Raw genomic sequence first — 18,148 nt, 5'->3', positions numbered from 1 at the left:
TTGGCCAATAATTTTATATGCTCAACGACGTTATATGATCAGTGCTTTGGCGATAAGATCGTAGGCCCACTATTTTCTAATTGGTCTGGGTAATCCAGCGTATAGTGCAGTCCTCGACTTTCTTTTCTTTGCATCGCACATCGCACCATAAGCTCCGCTACTTGCAATAAATTACGTAATTCGAGCAAGTTGTTTGAGACTCGGAAATGGCTGTAATATTCATGGGTTTCTTGCTGGAGCAACTGAATCCGCCTCAAAGCTCGTTCTAAGCGTTTGTCTGTACGAACAATGCCCATATAGTCCCACATGAATAAACGTAACTCATGCCAGTTATGCTGAATAATAACTTCTTCATCACTGTGCGTGACTTGGCTTTCGTCCCAGCAAGGCACAGTCGGAGCGATCTCAACATTTTGATGATGCTGCAAAATATCCTTCGCTGCCGACCAAGCATAAACGACACACTCCAATAGTGAATTTGATGCCATACGGTTCGCGCCATGTAAACCGGTATAACTCACCTCACCAATGGCGTAGAGATTTTTTAAGTCAGTCTGGCCACTTTGATTGACCATCACACCACCACAAGTGTAATGGGCGGCAGGGACGACAGGAATCGGCTCTTGGGTCATATCGATACCCAGATCCATCAAACGTGAATAGATAGTAGGGAAGTGCTTGGTGATAAAATCTGCAGGCTTATGGCTAATATCAAGGTACATACAGTCTGCACCAAGGCGCTTCATTTCAAAGTCGATAGCACGAGCGACCACGTCTCGAGGGGCTAATTCTTTGCGCGGATCAAAGTCAGGCATGAAGCGAGTGCCATCAGGCCTACGTAGATAAGCCCCTTCTCCACGTAATGCTTCCGTAAGGAGGAAATTGCGTGCTTCGGGATGATATAAGCAAGTTGGGTGGAACTGATTAAATTCCATATTGGCCACTCGACAACCTGCACGCCAAGCAATGGCAATACCATCGCCTGATGACACGTCAGGGTTAGAGGTATATTGGTAAACTTTTGAAGCTCCTCCCGTTGCCAGAACAACAAACTTTGCCCTGACTGTCTCAACTTGCTCTTCATTGCGATTCCAAATATAAGCGCCGATGACTTTGTCTTTGGCACCACTTACTTTGTCTTCGGTAATCAAGTCTAGAGCGTTATGGCGCTCTAATACCTTAATATTTGGGTGATTATGAACGTTGTCTTGCAGTGATGTTTGCATCGCCATGCCAGTAGCATCAGCAGCGTGTAATATACGCCGACGACTGTGGCCACCTTCTCGAGTAAGATGGTATCGAGGCTCTTCATCGGAATCATCATCTTCGCGATCAAAAGGGACACCTCCATCAATAAGCCATTGGACGCACTCTTTTGAATTTTCCGCGATGAACTTGACGGTTTCTTCATTACAGATACCATCGCCAGCAATTTGAGTATCTTCAACATGAGACTCGATAGTATCTGATTCATCGAAAACAGCGGCGATTCCGCCTTGAGCATAGAAAGTCGCGCCTTCGCTTCGTTGGTCTTTACTTAACACAATGACATTACATTGTTTGGCAACTCGTAAGGCGAGCGAAAGACCAGCAGCGCCGCTCCCAATGACAAGTACATCACATTCGTGTTGACGATTTGTGTTCATTTTTATTTTACATTCCTGCTATACAGTGCTGAAAGCACCTTAACTGTATTTTTCAATTTGTACATCTATAAACAACGTTATACGGATGATCATGATAGGTTGCTTTTAATTAAATAGATGAAAGCATGAGCATTTTGTTGGGTAGTGGTCTGGCATTGACTGGTTTTGTGGCCTGCAAAGGAACAGTAATAGTTTGTCAATACCATTGCTTTTCTGCTTTCTACCCAGCACAATCTAAAAAAGTAACCGTGATTATACCTGTTTACCGACTACTATGCTCGTTTGTCGGCCGCAGACAATTTGTGAGTAAATAGTCGAGAGGTAGATCACATGATTCCGGGTAAACCAAAGATAAAAATCGATTGGATACGGAACTTTTTATGGCTATTGGAGTCACATTAAGTGCTCAAGTAAGCAGTGGTGTCAATACTACATTTTGCAGAAGTAGCTCTTTCCTGTACCAAGTTAAGGGCATAAGAAATAGGAGTATCCGCTCGAATGAACGAGCAACTGACCGATCAAGTATTGATTGAGCGTGTTCAGAATGGCGATAAGCAAGCATTTAATTTGTTGGTAACAAAATATCAAAACAAAGTATGTAACCTTATTTCCAGATACGTCAGTAATCCTGGTGATGTACCCGATGTAGCACAAGAAGCATTTATTAAAGCTTATCGAGCGATTCCCACCTTTCGTGGTGAGAGTGCTTTTTACACTTGGCTATATCGTATTGCCGTGAATACTGCGAAAAATCACATTGTTGCCCAAGGGCGTAGACCTCCAGCAACCGATGTTGATGCTGAAGAAGCTGAATTTTACGAAACTGGTAATGCGTTAAAAGAAATATCGAACCCTGAGAACTTAACGTTGTCAAAAGAATTACAACGGATAGTCTTCAGTGCCATTGAGGCGTTACCAGAAGATTTAAAAACGGCAATGACTTTGCGAGAGCTCGATGGCTTAAGCTATGAGGACATCGCTGAAGTGATGGATTGCCCTGTAGGAACGGTGCGTTCGCGTATCTTCCGTGCTCGTGAGGCGGTGGAAAAGAAAATCAAACCTCTTTTGCAACGCTAGTACAAGTAATAACTATGGTGAAAATAATGGCTGACAAAGAGAAACTTTCAGCGCTCATAGATGGAGAATTGGTCGATAAAGCGCTAATACAAGAATTAGAGCAAGATCGAGAAGGCCTGGAGTCCTGGCAGAACTACCACCTTATTGGTGATGTAATGAGGGGCGAGGCTGCGGCAAAACCAGAATGGAATATCGCTGAAAGCGTAGCGTTAGCATTAGAAAGTGAGCCTGCGCACCGCAAGGTGGATGTCAGCAGCGACAATGTAATCTCTATAAACCGTGTTGCTAAAGAGTCACAGCCTGAACCTTATCAAGCGAAACGTATGCTACCGAGTTGGTTGACTCAATTAGGTCAGGTGTCGGTCGCAGCATGTGTGTCTCTGGTTGTTATTTTAGGTGTTCAGCAATATGGTGGTGATTCGGCATCTTCGCCTGTTGAACAGTTGCCTGTTTTACAGACTGTTCCGTTCTCAGGTACTGCTGAGCCAGTAAGTTTGACTCGTGAGTCTGTTGAACGAGCGCCTAATGAAGTGAACATACAAGAGCAACGTAAACGAGTGCAAGCCATGTTAATGGATCATGAATTGCAGCTTAGAATCAACAAAGATGCTCATATACAAGAAGCCTCTTTGACTTCGGAAATTGAATGAAAAAACGTCTGTTCAGCGCTTGCGCTTTGCTCAGTTTGATGACTTCTCAGGCCTTTGCTGGTGATAAGCCAGCAGAGGCTTTGTTGCACCAAATGAGCCAAGCAAGTAAGAATTTGAGCTATGAACTCTCTTACATTCTGATCAAAAAGAGCAGTATCGAACCTTTGCTCTATCGTCATGCTAAACATGATCACTCTCAATATGCCCACTTAATGTATTTGAGTGGACCTGTGCGAGAAGTGATTCAGCGTGACAGTGAGGTCAGTTATATTGAGACAGGTACGGAGCCTTTTACTATTGAGTCCGGTAAAATGGTTGCACCGATTATGCCGATGCTTAATACCAATATCGATGAACTGAACTTGTATTATGACTATGTTAATGTAGGTCGAGCTCGAGAGGCAGGTGTCGCGACTCAAGTGTTACGTATTGTGCCAAAAGATGGTTTGCGTTATTCCTATGTTTTATGGGTTGATGAAAATACAAAACTGCCTTTACGTGCTGACTTAGTTGATCGGGATGGCGAGATAATTGAGCAATATCGAACTATTTCTTATTCGGTAACGCCAAAAATTGCAGATTTAATGAGTGCATTGCATGATGTCCAATTGCCCGAAGTCTTAACCATGCCAAAAACTGACATGGGTACGAGTCGTTGGGAGGTAAGTTGGGTTCCTGCTGGGTTTGAGCCTAATGAATTGAATCGTTACCGGATGGCTGTGACTGACCAACTTGTTGAAAGCCAGCTCTATTCTGACGGTCTATTCAGTTTTTCGGTCTATGTTGCTCACAAAGATGAAAACTCTTTGAAAGGCCAGCTCGTACGACAAGGTCGCCGAACTTTACACAGTGCTATCAGCGGTGATCATGAAATCTCGGTTGTGGGAGATATTCCACCCGCAACGGCCCAGCGTATTGTTCAATCTGTGCACTTTCATAACACCAAGAGTAATACACAATGATGACGGCTTTAGCGACGATTTCAGAGGTAAATCGTCGTGGTTCACAATACGAGGTTATGCTGAGTTGTGAGCAACAAACCAGTTGTAGTAGCTGTTCATCGCAAAAAAGTTGCGGCACTGGTGTTGTATCTAAGGCTTTAGGGAACAAGACGTTATTATGGCATTTAACGACAGCTCAACAAGTCAAAGTCGGCCAGAGCGTAGAAATTGGTTTTCCAGAATCAAGCCTGATTCAATCAGCAATGATTGTTTATCTTTTACCTTTGTTTGGTCTGATTTTAGGGGCGCTTGTTGGGCATTTGTTTTTTGCTCCCCTCTTTTCTGCCGGAGAAGGTGCCGTTATTATTGTTTCTGTCATTTTTGCTGGTGTGGGTATTTGGCTAGCGAAGCACCTTTCGCGCTTTCAAGAAGAAAAAACCAAGCATCAAGTAACATTAGTTCGAATCCTTGGCGAATCCATCCAATAGGCTGTACTCTTTAAATAAGGTGCGCCCGCCAATGAAATTGGGTAGAATCTGTCAACTTAATTGAAATGCTGTCACTGAACGGCTTTCTACTGTCCCTATTTTTAAAGAGTTAGTCACCCTAAATCTATGAAGCACATTCGTAACTTTTCGATTATCGCCCACATCGACCATGGTAAGTCGACCCTTTCAGACCGTCTGATCCAAGTTTGTGGCGGATTAAGCGACCGTGAAATGGCCGCACAGGTTCTCGATTCTATGGATCTTGAGCGTGAGCGTGGTATCACTATCAAATCTCAGAGTGTGACGCTGAATTACACGGCGAAAGACGGTGAAACTTATCAGATGAACTTCATCGATACGCCGGGGCACGTTGACTTTGCATACGAAGTATCGCGTTCTCTAGCTGCTTGTGAAGGCGCGTTGCTGGTGGTTGATGCTGGCCAAGGTGTAGAAGCTCAAACGCTTGCTAACTGCTATACCGCGATCGAAATGGACTTGGAAGTTGTTCCAATCCTAAACAAGATTGATTTGCCTGCGGCAGACCCTGAGCGTGTCGCGGAAGAAATTGAAGAGATCGTTGGTATTGATGCGATGGAAGCAACGCGTTGTTCAGCGAAAACAGGCATCGGTGTTGACGATGTCTTAGAGAACATCGTTTCCGCTATTCCGGCTCCAGAAGGTGATCCTGATGCACCATTGCAAGCGTTAATCATTGACTCGTGGTTTGATAACTACTTAGGCGTTGTTTCCTTGGTTCGAATTAAAAATGGTTCGCTCAAGAAAAACGACAAAATTAAAGTCATGAGTACAGGCCAAACTTGGGGTGTTGATCGTTTGGGTATCTTTACTCCAAAACAAGTGGATACTGACGTTTTACGTACTGGTGAAGTAGGTTGGGTTGTCTGTGGTATTAAAGATATTCTTGGCGCTCCTGTTGGTGATACGCTAACACTGGCTAAAAATGGCAGTGAAAAGCCGTTGCCAGGCTTTAAGAAAGTTAAGCCTCAGGTTTATGCTGGATTGTTCCCTGTTTCGTCAGATGATTACGAAAACTTCCGCGATGCTCTTGGTAAGTTGAGCTTAAATGATGCCTCTCTCTTCTATGAACCAGAGAACTCTGCAGCATTAGGATTTGGCTTCCGTTGTGGTTTCCTTGGTATGTTACACATGGAAATCATTCAAGAACGCCTTGAACGTGAATACGATCTTGACCTGATTACGACGGCCCCAACTGTAGTTTATGAAGTAGTGCAAACCGACGGCACTATGCTGTATGTCGATAGCCCTGCAAAACTACCAGCCGTTAATGATATTGAAGAGATTCGTGAACCGATTGCTCGCTGTAATATTCTGGTACCATCAGATTATCTCGGTAATGTCATTACACTTTGTGTTGAGAAACGTGGTACTCAAGTTGATATGGTGTACCATGGCAACCAAGTTGCCGTCACGTACGACATTCCAATGGCAGAGGTAGTACTAGACTTCTTTGACCGTTTGAAGTCGACTTCTCGTGGTTACGCGTCACTAGATTACAATTTCCAACGTTTTGAAGTATCGAATATGGTTCGTGTTGATGTTCTGTTGAATGGTGATAAAGTGGATGCATTAGCATTGATTACGCATAAAGATCAGTCGCAAATGCGTGGTCGCCAGCTAGTCGAGAAAATGAAAGAGTTCATTCCTCGTCAGATGTTTGATATTGCGATACAGGCTGCTATTGGTAACCATATTATTGCACGTTCTACTGTAAAACAGTTACGTAAGAACGTTATCGCTAAGTGTTACGGCGGTGACGTGAGTCGTAAGAAGAAACTTCTGAAGAAGCAGAAAGAAGGTAAGAAACGCATGAAACAGATCGGTAATGTCGAGCTGCCTCAGGAAGCGTTCCTAGCGATTCTTCACGTAGGTAAAGATTAGGGTTGAACTATTTCATACTCTTGTCTGTCGTAAAGATATTACACAGTTAAACAAGTGAAAGGGTTTCGGCTCTTTCACTTTCGTATTTTTAGATAAGGGAATTTAATGGCCGCTATATTTTCAAAATTATTGTTTTTTGCCACTTTAATCACGGGCATTGTCTGGCTACTAGAGAAGTTAGTTTTTGCTAAAAAACGCCAAGCAAAAGCAGACCAAATCGAAGCCCAAACAGAAAGCGGCCTTGATCCAGAGACATTGGAAAAAGTGACAAGACAGCCTTGGTGGATCGAAAACAGCGTATCCATTTTTCCGGTTATCGCATTTGTTTTAGTATTACGTTCTTTTATTTACGAACCTTTTCAAATTCCATCAGGCTCAATGATGCCAACATTGTTGGTGGGTGACTTTATTCTGGTTGAGAAGTACGCATACGGTTTGAAAGATCCGGTTTGGCGTACCGAATTGGTTGAAACAGGTAAGCCTGAGCGTGGCGATATTGTAGTCTTTAAGTATCCACCAAACCCAAGCATTGATTACATCAAACGTTTTGTAGGCTTACCTGGTGATACGATTCATTACTCACAAGACAAGCAATTATGTATTCAGCCAAAAGGCGAGTCATCTTGTACAAAAGTTGAATTGAGCAATGCGGAAAAAAGTGAATTCTTAACTAATATGGGTATCCCGCACATCCAAGTGGATGAAAAGTTAGGTGATGTGGAACACAAGATTTTGCTGAATGCACAGGCACCAAATCGAGTACAGGGTTATTTCCCTCGTCCTGGCACAACACAATGGGTGGTGCCACAGGGACAATACTTTGCTATGGGGGATAACCGTGACAACAGTTCAGATAGTCGTTTTTGGGGTTTTGTTCCTGAAGCGAACTTAGTCGGTAAAGCTGTTGCTATCTGGATCAGTTTTGAATTTGACCGCGATGCGGATAGTATTCTACCTTCATGGGTACCTACTGGTGTGCGTTTTGAACGCATCGGTGGTATTCAATAACCATTAAATATCGAGAGAGTATGAATTCTCCAATAGATAAATTAGAGAGAAAACTCGGCTACCAATTTCAGGATGCCGAGTTTATCCACTTGGCGCTGACACACCGCAGCGCCAACAGTAAACATAATGAACGTCTTGAGTTTCTGGGCGATTCAATTTTAAGTTTTGTCATCGCTGATGATCTTTACCATCGATTCCCTAAAGTGAACGAAGGTGATATGAGCCGTATGCGTGCGACTTTGGTCCGCGGGCACACATTAGCGGAGCTGGGTCGTGAATTTGGCCTCGGAGATTATTTAAAATTAGGTCCAGGTGAATTGAAAAGTGGCGGTTTTCGTCGCGACTCGATTTTGGCTGATGCAGTAGAAGCCATTATCGGTGCAATTTACCTTGATAGTGATATGGAAGTTGTCCGTGGCATCATACTTAGCTGGTATCGCTCTCGTCTTGATGCCATCCAGCCTGGCGTATCGCAAAAAGATCCTAAAACTCGCCTACAAGAGTTCTTACAAGGCAGAAGAAAACCTCTCCCTTTGTACACAGTGACTAATATTAAAGGTGAAGCACACAATCAAGAATTCACGGTTGAGTGTGACGTAGCAGGTGTGGATGAGCCTGTGATTGGTAAAGGTACCAGCCGCCGCAAGGCAGAGCAAGCGGCTGCGGAAATAGCACTTGAGCAACTGACACATGGCTGATAATGAATTCGACATTGATGCATTCTTTGCATCGCACGGTGAGGCAAGTTCTCCGGAAAACCAACATTGTGGTTTTATTGCCATTGTTGGTCGTCCAAACGTAGGTAAATCGACACTTCTAAACAAAATTCTGGGGCAGAAAATCTCGATCACATCACGTAAACCACAAACAACGCGTCACCGCATTATGGGCGTAGACACGGATGGAGATTATCAAGCAATCTATGTTGATACTCCAGGTTTACACATCGAAGAAAAACGTGCTATCAACCGTTTAATGAACCGTGCAGCTAATTCATCATTAAGTGATGTTAATTTAGTTTTCTTCTTGGTTGACGGCACTCATTGGACAAAAGATGATGAGATGGTTCTGACTAAGTTGCAAAAGTCGAACTTCCCGGTCGTACTTTGTGTTAATAAAGTCGATAATGTTCAAGATCGTAATGAAGTCATGATGCACATGGCGGATATGTCCAAGAAAATGGACTTTGTCGATGTTGTCCCAATTTCTGCCAAACAAGGTAAGAACATCGACGTATTACGTAAACACGTTAGAGATCACTTGCCAGCAGCAACCCATCATTTTCCAGAAGAGTACGTTACTGACCGCTCTCAGCGTTTCATGGCATCTGAGATTGTCCGTGAAAAGCTGATGCGCTTTACCGGTGAGGAACTGCCTTACTCGGTTACGGTTGAAATCGAACGCTTCGATTACAACCCTGATACAGATGGCTTCCACATCAACGCATTAATTCTTGTCGAACGTAACGGCCAGAAGAAAATGGTGATCGGTAAAGGTGGAGAGAAGATCAAAACCATTGGCCGCGAAGCACGTCTTGATATGGAAGAGTTGTTTGGCCGTAAAGTTTATTTAGAAACATGGGTGAAAGTAAAATCAGGCTGGGCTGATGATGAGCGAGCGCTTCGTTCATTGGGTTACATTGACGATCTATGATCGTGTTTCGCTGATTTTTCACAATATGTATCAATAAAAATAGGGAGCCAGCGGCTCCTTATTTTTTAATTCTACTGGTATGTTAACCGTTAATGAGCAACTTATCTTCTGAAGGTTTTCAACGCTGTTTTGTTTTACATCGGCGTCCTTATAGCGAATCGAGCCTCATTCTCGATGTGTTCAGTGAAGAATATGGGCGCATGACTCTGATGGCAAAGGGAGCTCGTGGTAAGCGCTCCAATTTGAAGGGGGCATTGCAAGCTTTTACCCCTTTACTTTTGAAGTGGTCTGGTAAAGGTGCGATGAAAACTTTGCGTCAAGCTGAGCCCATCAGTCTGGGGTTACCTCTGACTGGCATTAATCTTTATTCTGCTATGTACGTCAATGAACTTATTGGCCGAGTATTGATGTCAGAAGTGCCTATGCCTGCGCTATTTCATGATTATTTGCATGCATTAACCGAACTAGCACAGTGTGATAATCCAGAACCTGCCTTACGCCGTTTTGAGTTAGCGTTGCTATCTGCTATGGGGTATGGCGTTGATTTCCTTCACTGTGCAGGGACGGGCGAGCCTGTCGAGTCAGAAATGACCTATCGTTATCGAGAGCAAAAAGGGTTTATTGCATCAGTGAGGCGCGACAACCTTACTTTCTTGGGCAATGAGCTTATTGCAATCAGTGAACGGCGTTTCATCACTAAAGAACAGTTAAAAGCGGCAAAACGCTTTACACGACTAGCCCTAAAGCCGTATCTTGGCGGCAAACCTTTAAAAAGTCGAGAATTGTTCATTCAGACAGCACGGAGTAATGGAAAATGAGCTCAATTTATTTAGGCGTTAACATCGACCATATTGCTACTTTACGCAATGCGCGTGGTACCAAATACCCTGATCCTGTGCATGCAGCAGAAATTGCCGAGCGTGCTGGAGCTGACGGTATTACTATTCATTTACGTGAAGACCGACGTCATATCCTAGATCGTGATGTACGTATCCTTCGTGAAACGATTCAAACACGTATGAATCTTGAAATGGCAGTAACGGACGAGATGGTTGAGATCGCGCTAAAAACTCAGCCTGAATTTGTTTGTTTAGTACCAGAGAAACGTGAAGAATTAACCACAGAAGGCGGGTTAGATGTTGTAGGGCAATTAGACAAAGTCAAATCTGCAACACAAAAGTTGACTCAAGCTGGGATTAAGGTATCTCTCTTCATTGATGCTGATCGCCAGCAAATTGATGCGGCTCACGCTTGTGGTGCGCCCTATATTGAGCTTCATACTGGTCATTATGCTGATGCAGTAACAGAAGAAGAGCAGCAGGATGAATTAAAAAAGATCGCAGCAGGGGCAAGTTATGCTGATGACCTCGGGATCATCGTCAATGCTGGACATGGTTTGACTTACCATAATGTGGCTCCAATTGCAGCCTTACCAGAAATCTACGAACTGAATATTGGCCATTCCATTATTGGTCGAGCCGTTTTTGATGGTTTAGATAAAGCGGTTGCTGACATGAAAGCAATCATGCTAGCTGCGCGAAAGTAATCAGGTTTTGTTATGGCGATCTTAGGTTTGGGTACAGATATTGCGGAGATTGAACGCATTGAAACTGCGCTTGAACGCACAGGGGAAGCGTTTGCAAAACGTATTCTTTGCCCGCAAGAAATCGTGACATTCTCTAGTTTAAAGCAAAAAGGACGCTATTTAGCGAAGCGCTTTGCAGCTAAAGAAGCGGCGGCTAAAGCTTTGGGAACCGGGATTGCAAAAGGCGTGACTTTTCATGATTTTTGTATTGCTAATGATGAACTGGGGAAACCCATCTTGGTGCTATCAGGCAAAGCAAAAGAGCTTGCTTCTTCTAAAGGCGTTCAATCTACGCATCTTTCGATTTCTGATGAACGTCACTATGCCGTTGCAACGGTCATTTTTGAATCATAGCGCGACGATAAAAGGCACAGTTTGGGTGACTGTGCCTATTTCGTATCATGCTTTTTATACGAGTGCTGCTGTTTTCACGACTGGACTCCTAACCGCCGAAGCCTGAAGTATTACACCCTACTAGGGGTTAATGTAAAGCTGGGCCGCGGTGACTACTTTAGTCATTTCATCTTGAAGTTCGAACATTTCTGGTTCGATATCATCCAATTGAGCACCTGAGCGTAAGGCGTGTTCTAAAGTGGCGCATAAGGCTTTTAACCTAGGTACACCACAATAAGAACAACTACCGTGCAGTTTGTGTATCACATGCAATAATTCCTCAGATGAAGAGGAATCTTGCTCAAGTGTTTGAGAGACCACGCTCTCGACTTCAGGGATAAAGTCGACCAGCATGGCTAACATTTCTTGAGCTAACTCTTCTTTATTGGCACCTTGTTTTAAGGCTGTAGGCCAGTCGATAATGACTTCCTGAGGCTTATCTTTGTCTGAGGGTAACTCCTGTTCGACACTCACAGCGCTTGTGGGTGTAGGCAAGTCGACAGAGTTGGGCTTTTTACTCCAATGCAATAGAGTGTGTTGAAGGATGTGTTCTTCAATAGGTTTGGTTAAGTAATCATCCATTCCTAAATTGAGTAAGCGATCTCGTTCGCCAGCCATAGCATGAGCCGTGACGGCAATAACAGGAGTGTGATTATTCAGTGGTAATTCTTTGATGTGCTGACAAGCCGTGACGCCGTCCATTAAGGGCATTTGTATGTCCATAAAGATCAGGTCATATTTATTCAGCCTTGCTAGGTTCACGGCCTGTTGACCATTAGTACAAGCGGTGACATTCTCGACGTGCTCTTTTAATAAAGCCGATATCAGCTTCAAGTTGGCTGGATTGTCGTCAACAGCCAACACACTTAAAGGCAGGCGTTCATTCTCTATGACTTCGAGTAGCTTGGGTGTGATTTCAGGTGATTCTACATGTTCAGCGATCAAGCTTTGCAGTAATCGACGTCTTGAAAGAGGTTTGGTTAAACACTGGATATGATGATCGTGCATTACTTGATCGGCGAGGGCCAGCTCTGTACTTGGCGTACCTAAAATAACACTCGGAGCGAGGCGTTTGGCATGCTCAACCCAGTTGTTTACCATATCCAAGTCATAGTTTTTATTCGCAGTTAAGTTCAATAACACGTAATCATAATGCTCTTGGCTATCAGGTAAAGATGAGCGGTACGTAATCATGATGCCTTCTTGGCTTAGCACTTGCTGTGTCACCGAGGCTGCTTGCATATTGGGTTCAATTAGGAGTAGTTGCTTACCAGCGAGCAGATCAAGATCGAGCAATTCACCCATTGGCATTTCGGTTGAATCTAAGCGCAAGGTAAACCAGAACGTTGACCCTTGGTGCAAGCGACTGGTTAAGCTAATTTCGCCTCCCATTTGGCTGACCAGCTTTTGAGTAATGACAAGACCTAAGCCCGTTCCGCCATAGCGACGAGAAATGCTGGCATCGGCTTGACTGAAGGCTTGGAATAACTGTGCTTGCTGGCGTTCAGAGATACCTATACCAGTATCTCTGACCATGAATTGCAGTTCCACAGAATCGCTGGTTCGGGATCGCATCTCCACACTGATATCAATATTGCCATATTCTGTAAATTTGATTGAGTTGCCAACAAGGTTGGTGAGAATTTGTTGAATACGTAATGGGTCACCTACTAAGCCTTGTGGAATCTTTGGATCGATTTTAAGAGTGACTTCCAAGCCTTTTTCATGAGCAGTGGTGGCTTGTAAGTTGATGACTTCCTCAAGGTTTTCTCTGAATTCAAATGGAATGTTTTCCAGAGCCAGTTTACCCGCTTCAAGCTTTGAAAAATCCAGAATGTCATTAATGATGTTTAATAAGTTATTGGCTGATTTCTCAATAGTTTCTAAGTAGTCCGTCTGACTGTCAGATAAGTGTGTTTTGAGCATTTGACGGGTAAAGCCAATCACTCCATTTAATGGTGTGCGTAACTCATGAGACATGTTGGCTAGGAACTCAGACTTAACTCGTGCAGCTTCCTGCGCCCGCTTTTTGGCGATGTCTAATTCGACGTTTTGTATTTCAAGTTGCTCTAATGTTTCACGCAGGTCAGATGTTGCTTGGTCGATGCTGTGTTGCATCTCAACGTGATACTCAGAAAGGGAAACCGCCATGGCATTAATGCCGTGTTTTAATTGAGCTAACTCACCGTGCATTTTGCCTTCAATTCGAACATCAAGATGACCACGACGGATACGGTCAACGACATTTTTCATATGGGTAATGGGCTGAGTGACATCGTGGACTAATCGGGAAGCAAAGATGCTCGCTAGGCCTAAACCAAGCACTAGGACTAAGAAGGCTGAAAATACTTCTTGATATTGCTGTAATCGTAGCGAGGAGAGATCCAGCTCTACGGCCACATAACCTACCGCTTTTGTGCCTTGATTATCGATAGCAAGCTCAGATAGGTAGTGCCCTTCTGATAAAATAGGGACGCGCAGGATCAAGGTGTTTTCAAACACTTCAGAATTTCCCAATTGAGGGATAGGCTGATCTTTGGGAAACATTAATGTTTCAAAGTTGGGGTGGAAGTTTGACGTTACGAACAGCTCATGATTTTCACCAAAAACCGCGATGCTTCTCACCAGTTTAGAATTTTTTCGATGTGCGTAGCTGATCAAACGGCGCACCGCTTCGCGACTTTCTGCCAATAAGTGAGTTTCACTGGCGATCGCGAGGGGTTCAATAATACTATTACCAGTAGTGATAACTTGGGTTTCTAGGTCTTGGTAGCGGTTAAAAGAGAAAAAGCCGCTCAATAATAAGCCAATAATCAGTGTTGGGGCGAGGGTTAAGGCAATTACACGTGCTCGTAAGCCATATCTGGTCATGTTATCTAATTACATCGGGGTCGGGATATGGGAAAATAACGCCTTAGTACTCAAACTGACGACAAAGTCAGCGTAAAGGTGTGACGTTTCCGGATTTATCATAAGCATAATCAACTCACTCGAATCACACAACGACTGCGAGCAATATTAGTGAGCAGAAAGGCAATTAGACAAAAATCAGGCACAAAGCATGGCACGAATTTTTCAACCAAAAAAGAAAACACAATTGAATACTCGTCATCAAGCCGTTCAGGTTGAGCGTTTAGATCATCATGGTGCAGGGATCGCTTACCTCAATAAAAAACCATTATTTATTAATGGGGCGTTACCGGGTGAAGAAGTAGTGACTCAGCTGGTCGAAGAAAAGAGTAAATTTGCGCGTGGAAAACTGATTAAAGTACTGACACCAAGCGAGGCGAGAGTCGAACCATTTTGCCCGCATTATCAACAATGTGGAGGCTGTGACCTTCAACATATGAATTACGCGCAGCAACTGACCCATAAACAACAGACATTGCGCCAATTAATGCAAAAGTTTGCTGGACGTGATATCGAGCTCACACCGCCTATTCTTGGACTAGAACGTGACTACCGTCGTCGTGCTCGAGTGAGTGTGTTTGTCGACAAAAAAACGCGCCAGCTTCATTTTGGCTTTCGCCAAAAACAAAGTAAGCACATCACTCAAATCACAAACTGTCCAGTACTTGCGCCTGAACTTAACCAATTATTGCCCGAGATTTATGCACTATTAAAGACCTTTAAAAAGCCGGAACAATTGGGTCATGTTGAATTGGTATTAGGAGATAACGGTCCTTGTATTACGTTACGTCATATGGGCAAACTTTCTGCCAATGAACAGGGCAAGCTAGACGAATTAGCTAAAAGTCACCATGCGACTTTGTATTTGATGCCCGAGACTGATCAGTTGCTCCGAGTGGAAGGAGAGGTGCCATTCTATAAGGAAACCGGGGTTAAGGTACTGTTCGAACCAAACAACTTTATTCAGGTCAATCAAACCGTTAATCAGAAAATGGTTGAGCAAGCGATCGACTGGCTAGACTTACAAGCGAACGAGCGTGTGTTGGATTTATTTTGTGGTCTCGGTAACTTTAGCCTGCCTATCGCAAAACAGGTTATGTCGGTTGTTGGTGTTGAGGGTGTGCCGGAAATGGTGGTAAAAGCGGCGAACAATGCAACGCTAAATAACATTGATAATGCTCAGTTTTATCATGCTAATCTAGAGCAAGACTTTGCAGGACAAGTTTGGTCTAAGGAGCAATTTGATAAAGTATTGCTCGATCCTGCCCGCGCCGGAGCAAGTGGGATCATTGATCAAATTTCCTCTCTTGGCGTACAGCGTATAGTTTATGTTTCCTGTAATCCTGCTACCCTAGCGAGAGACAGTCAAAGCTTATTAGAACAAGGCTATCAATTAACTCGATTAGGGATGTTGGATATGTTCCCTCATACTAGCCATCTTGAGTCGATGGCATTATTTGAAAAATCTTTATAAGTGAACCATTAACCGAGCAATGCCATGAGCTATTGCTCGGATAAGAGTGTTGAGTTGAACTCACATGGGCGGTGTAGGTCCAACTAAACGAACAAATATAATAATTAGGATGATGAGATGGTTGCGGTAAGAAGCGCGCATTTGAACCAAGATGAACAGTTTGAACTTGAAAGTTGGGTGGCTAGCTTAGGACAAGAAACAGCGATTTCTCAACGTTTAATGGACGTCTATCGTGATTGCCAGGCACTTCTTGTTGATCATGAGCAAGCAGAACTTCTGCTATGGCGTGGGCGCGAAATGATCGAGATCTTGCTGACGCTTTCTATGGATGAAGCCACTTTAGTGGCAGCCCAACTGTTTCCTTTAGTTTCTAGCGGCGCTTTTGAACGAGAATTACTCGAAGAAAAGTACAGTAAAGAGATCATCAAATTGATTGATGGCGTTGAAGAAATGGCGGCCATTGGACAATTGAACCTGACAATGGAAGGCAGTGCCGCGTCTTCTCAAGTTGATAACGTACGTCGAATGCTATTGGCTATGGTCGATGACTTTCGTTGCGTCGTGATCAAACTTGCCGAACGTATTTGTAATTTAATTGAAGTAAAAAAAGCGCCAGATGAAGTGCGCCGAACTGCGGCCAAAGAGTGCGCAAATATTTATGCACCATTAGCTAACCGCTTAGGGATTGGTCAATTAAAGTGGGAAATTGAAGATTATGCCTTCCGTTACCAGCAGCCAGAAACCTACAAACAAATCGCAAAACAATTGGCTGAACGTCGGATTGTGCGTGAGCAATACATTAAAGATTTTGTTGATGACTTAACTCAAGAGATGTGTGTCTCTGATATTTGTGCTGAGGTCAGTGGTCGACCTAAACACATTTATAGTATTTGGCGCAAAATGCAGAAGAAAAGTTTGGCGTTCGATGAGCTTTTTGACGTTCGAGCGGTGCGCATTATCGCTGACAAGCTGCAAGATTGTTATGCCGCATTAGGACTTGTTCACACAAAATACAAGCATTTGCCTAATGAATTTGACGATTATGTTGCTAACCCGAAGCCAAATGGTTATCAGTCAATTCATACCGTTATTCTGGGGCCTGAAGGCAAGACGATTGAAATTCAGATTCGCACTAAGGAAATGCACGAAGATTCCGAGCTTGGTGTGGCCGCGCACTGGAAATATAAAGAAGGTGCCAGCAGCCGTAGTGGTTATGATGAAAAAATTACTTGGCTACGTAAACTGCTTGATTGGCAAGAAGAAATGTCTGATTCGGGTGAAATGCTTGATGAACTTCGTAGTCAGGTATTCGACGATCGTGTCTATGCGTTTACCCCGAGAGGTGATGTCGTTGATTTACCTATGGGTGCTACGCCATTGGACTTTGCTTACCATATCCACTCAGAGGTTGGTCATCGCTGTATTGGTGCCAAGGTCGCTGGACGCATCGTTCCTTTTACGCACAAGCTGCAAATGGGTGATCAGGTTGAGATCATTACCCAGAAAGAACCTAATCCCTCGCGTGATTGGCTCAATCCTTCTCTCGGATTCGTGACTTCTGGGCGAGCGCGAGCCAAGATCAATGCTTGGTTTAGAAAACAAAGCCGTGAGAAAAACTTAGAAGCTGGGCGTGAGATCTTAGAGCAAGAGTTGGCCAAGATTGGTGCGTCGCTGAAAGATGCGGATCAATACGCATTGAAACGCTTTAACATCAATACGACTGATGAACTTTACGTTGGGGTTGGCAGCGGTGATCTGCGAATTAATCAAATCATTAATCATATTAATGCACTGGTCAATAAACCAACGGCAGAAGAAGAAGATCAGCAGGCGCTCGAAAAACTTCAAGAGGCTGAAAACAGAGCCCCGGCACAAAGTCGACCGAAAAAAGATGCGGTGGTTGTTGAGGGCGTTGATAACCTGATGACACACTTGGCTCGTTGTTGTCAGCCAATCCCAGGCGATGAAATTTCTGGATACATCACTCAAGGCCGAGGGATTTCTGTGCACCGGAGTGATTGTGAGCAGTTAGAGGAACTTCGTCACCATGCTCCAGAGCGCATTATTGACACGGTTTGGGGAAGTGGCTTTGTTGGTTCTTACATTTTGACTGTTCGAGTTGAGGCGATGGAACGTGGTGGATTGCTTAAAGACATTACGACTTTGCTTGCGAACGAGAAAATCAAAGTGACCAGCATGAAGAGTCGAGTGGATTATCGTCGACAAATGTCGGTAATGGATTTTGATCTTGAAGTGACTAACTTGGAAGTCTTTGCCCGTGTGTCTAAGCGCGTTGAGCAAATAAAAGATGTGATGTCAGTCAAGCGATTAGGTTAATCAGTGGCCAGCGAATAGAGCTGACAACGAAAGCCTTAACAGAAAGTTAGAGAAGGTGAGCGCAGG

15 protein-coding genes are annotated in these 18,148 nt (G+C 43.9%); 13 read left to right on the top strand and 2 right to left on the bottom strand.

Annotated features, from left to right (window positions below):
- Positions 1-38: 38 nt before the first annotated feature.
- Positions 39-1,646, bottom strand: coding sequence for an L-aspartate oxidase (gene nadB / locus BS333_RS11650; RefSeq protein WP_021710297.1), 1,608 nt, complete (start codon positions 1,644-1,646; stop codon positions 39-41).
- Between the two features lie 498 nt (positions 1,647-2,144).
- Here nadB and rpoE point away from each other — a divergent pair, with 498 nt between their 5' ends.
- The 11 genes from rpoE to acpS all read left to right on the top strand — a co-directional run bounded on the left by rpoE (position 2,145) and on the right by acpS (position 11,322).
- Positions 2,145-2,723 (top strand): RNA polymerase sigma factor RpoE, encoded by a 579-nt coding sequence (gene rpoE / locus BS333_RS11645; protein ID WP_021710298.1) that lies wholly within the window; start codon positions 2,145-2,147, stop codon positions 2,721-2,723.
- Positions 2,724-2,749: 26 nt separating this feature from the next.
- Entirely contained in the window at positions 2,750-3,373 is a 624-nt protein-coding gene (locus BS333_RS11640) for a sigma-E factor negative regulatory protein (RefSeq protein WP_033003972.1), read from the top strand.
- Positions 3,370-4,335, top strand: a complete 966-nt coding sequence (gene rseB / locus BS333_RS11635; RefSeq protein WP_021710300.1) for a sigma-E factor regulatory protein RseB — start codon at positions 3,370-3,372, stop codon at positions 4,333-4,335. The genes BS333_RS11640 and rseB overlap by 4 nt, the downstream gene beginning before the upstream one ends.
- Positions 4,332-4,802, top strand: coding sequence for a SoxR reducing system RseC family protein (locus tag BS333_RS11630; protein ID WP_021710301.1), 471 nt, complete (start codon positions 4,332-4,334; stop codon positions 4,800-4,802). Before rseB ends, BS333_RS11630 begins: the two co-directional genes overlap by 4 nt.
- Before the next feature lie 126 nt (positions 4,803-4,928).
- A complete protein-coding gene (gene lepA, locus BS333_RS11625; protein WP_021710302.1) occupies positions 4,929-6,722 on the top strand; it encodes a translation elongation factor 4 in 1,794 nt (597 codons plus the stop codon).
- Positions 6,723-6,827: 105 nt separating this feature from the next.
- Positions 6,828-7,730: a signal peptidase I gene (lepB, locus tag BS333_RS11620; RefSeq protein WP_021710303.1), complete on the top strand. Its 903-nt coding sequence runs from the start codon at positions 6,828-6,830 to the stop codon at positions 7,728-7,730.
- A gap of 20 nt (positions 7,731-7,750) precedes the next feature.
- On the top strand, positions 7,751-8,428 hold the full coding sequence (gene rnc / locus BS333_RS11615; RefSeq protein WP_021710304.1) for a ribonuclease III: 678 nt from the start codon (positions 7,751-7,753) through the stop codon (positions 8,426-8,428).
- A complete protein-coding gene (gene era, locus BS333_RS11610; RefSeq protein WP_021710305.1) occupies positions 8,421-9,383 on the top strand; it encodes a GTPase Era in 963 nt (320 codons plus the stop codon). The genes rnc and era overlap by 8 nt, the downstream gene beginning before the upstream one ends.
- Before the next feature lie 92 nt (positions 9,384-9,475).
- Positions 9,476-10,201, top strand: a complete 726-nt coding sequence (gene recO, locus BS333_RS11605; RefSeq protein ID WP_021710306.1) for a DNA repair protein RecO — start codon at positions 9,476-9,478, stop codon at positions 10,199-10,201.
- Positions 10,198-10,929 (top strand): pyridoxine 5'-phosphate synthase, encoded by a 732-nt coding sequence (gene pdxJ / locus BS333_RS11600; RefSeq protein ID WP_021710307.1) that lies wholly within the window; start codon positions 10,198-10,200, stop codon positions 10,927-10,929. The genes recO and pdxJ overlap by 4 nt, the downstream gene beginning before the upstream one ends.
- A gap of 12 nt (positions 10,930-10,941) precedes the next feature.
- Entirely contained in the window at positions 10,942-11,322 is a 381-nt protein-coding gene (acpS, locus tag BS333_RS11595) for a holo-ACP synthase (RefSeq protein WP_021710308.1), read from the top strand.
- A gap of 120 nt (positions 11,323-11,442) precedes the next feature.
- Here acpS and barA read toward each other — a convergent pair whose 3' ends face one another.
- A complete protein-coding gene (gene barA / locus BS333_RS11590) occupies positions 11,443-14,232 on the bottom strand; it encodes a two-component sensor histidine kinase BarA (protein WP_021710309.1) in 2,790 nt (929 codons plus the stop codon).
- A gap of 190 nt (positions 14,233-14,422) precedes the next feature.
- On the opposite strand from barA, the gene rlmD reads away from it, so the two are divergent.
- Positions 14,423-15,745 carry a 23S rRNA (uracil(1939)-C(5))-methyltransferase RlmD gene (gene rlmD, locus BS333_RS11585; RefSeq protein ID WP_021710310.1) on the top strand — a complete coding sequence of 441 codons (1,323 nt, stop codon included), beginning with the start codon at positions 14,423-14,425 and terminating at the stop codon, positions 15,743-15,745.
- A gap of 117 nt (positions 15,746-15,862) precedes the next feature.
- Positions 15,863-18,082 (top strand): GTP diphosphokinase, encoded by a 2,220-nt coding sequence (gene relA / locus BS333_RS11580; protein ID WP_021710311.1) that lies wholly within the window; start codon positions 15,863-15,865, stop codon positions 18,080-18,082.
- Positions 18,083-18,148 lie beyond the last annotated feature (66 nt).

Origin of the sequence: Vibrio azureus, assembly GCF_002849855.1 — a bacterium.
Taxonomy (GTDB): domain Bacteria; phylum Pseudomonadota; class Gammaproteobacteria; order Enterobacterales; family Vibrionaceae; genus Vibrio; species Vibrio azureus.
This window is presented reverse-complemented; position numbering and strand designations above follow the sequence as displayed.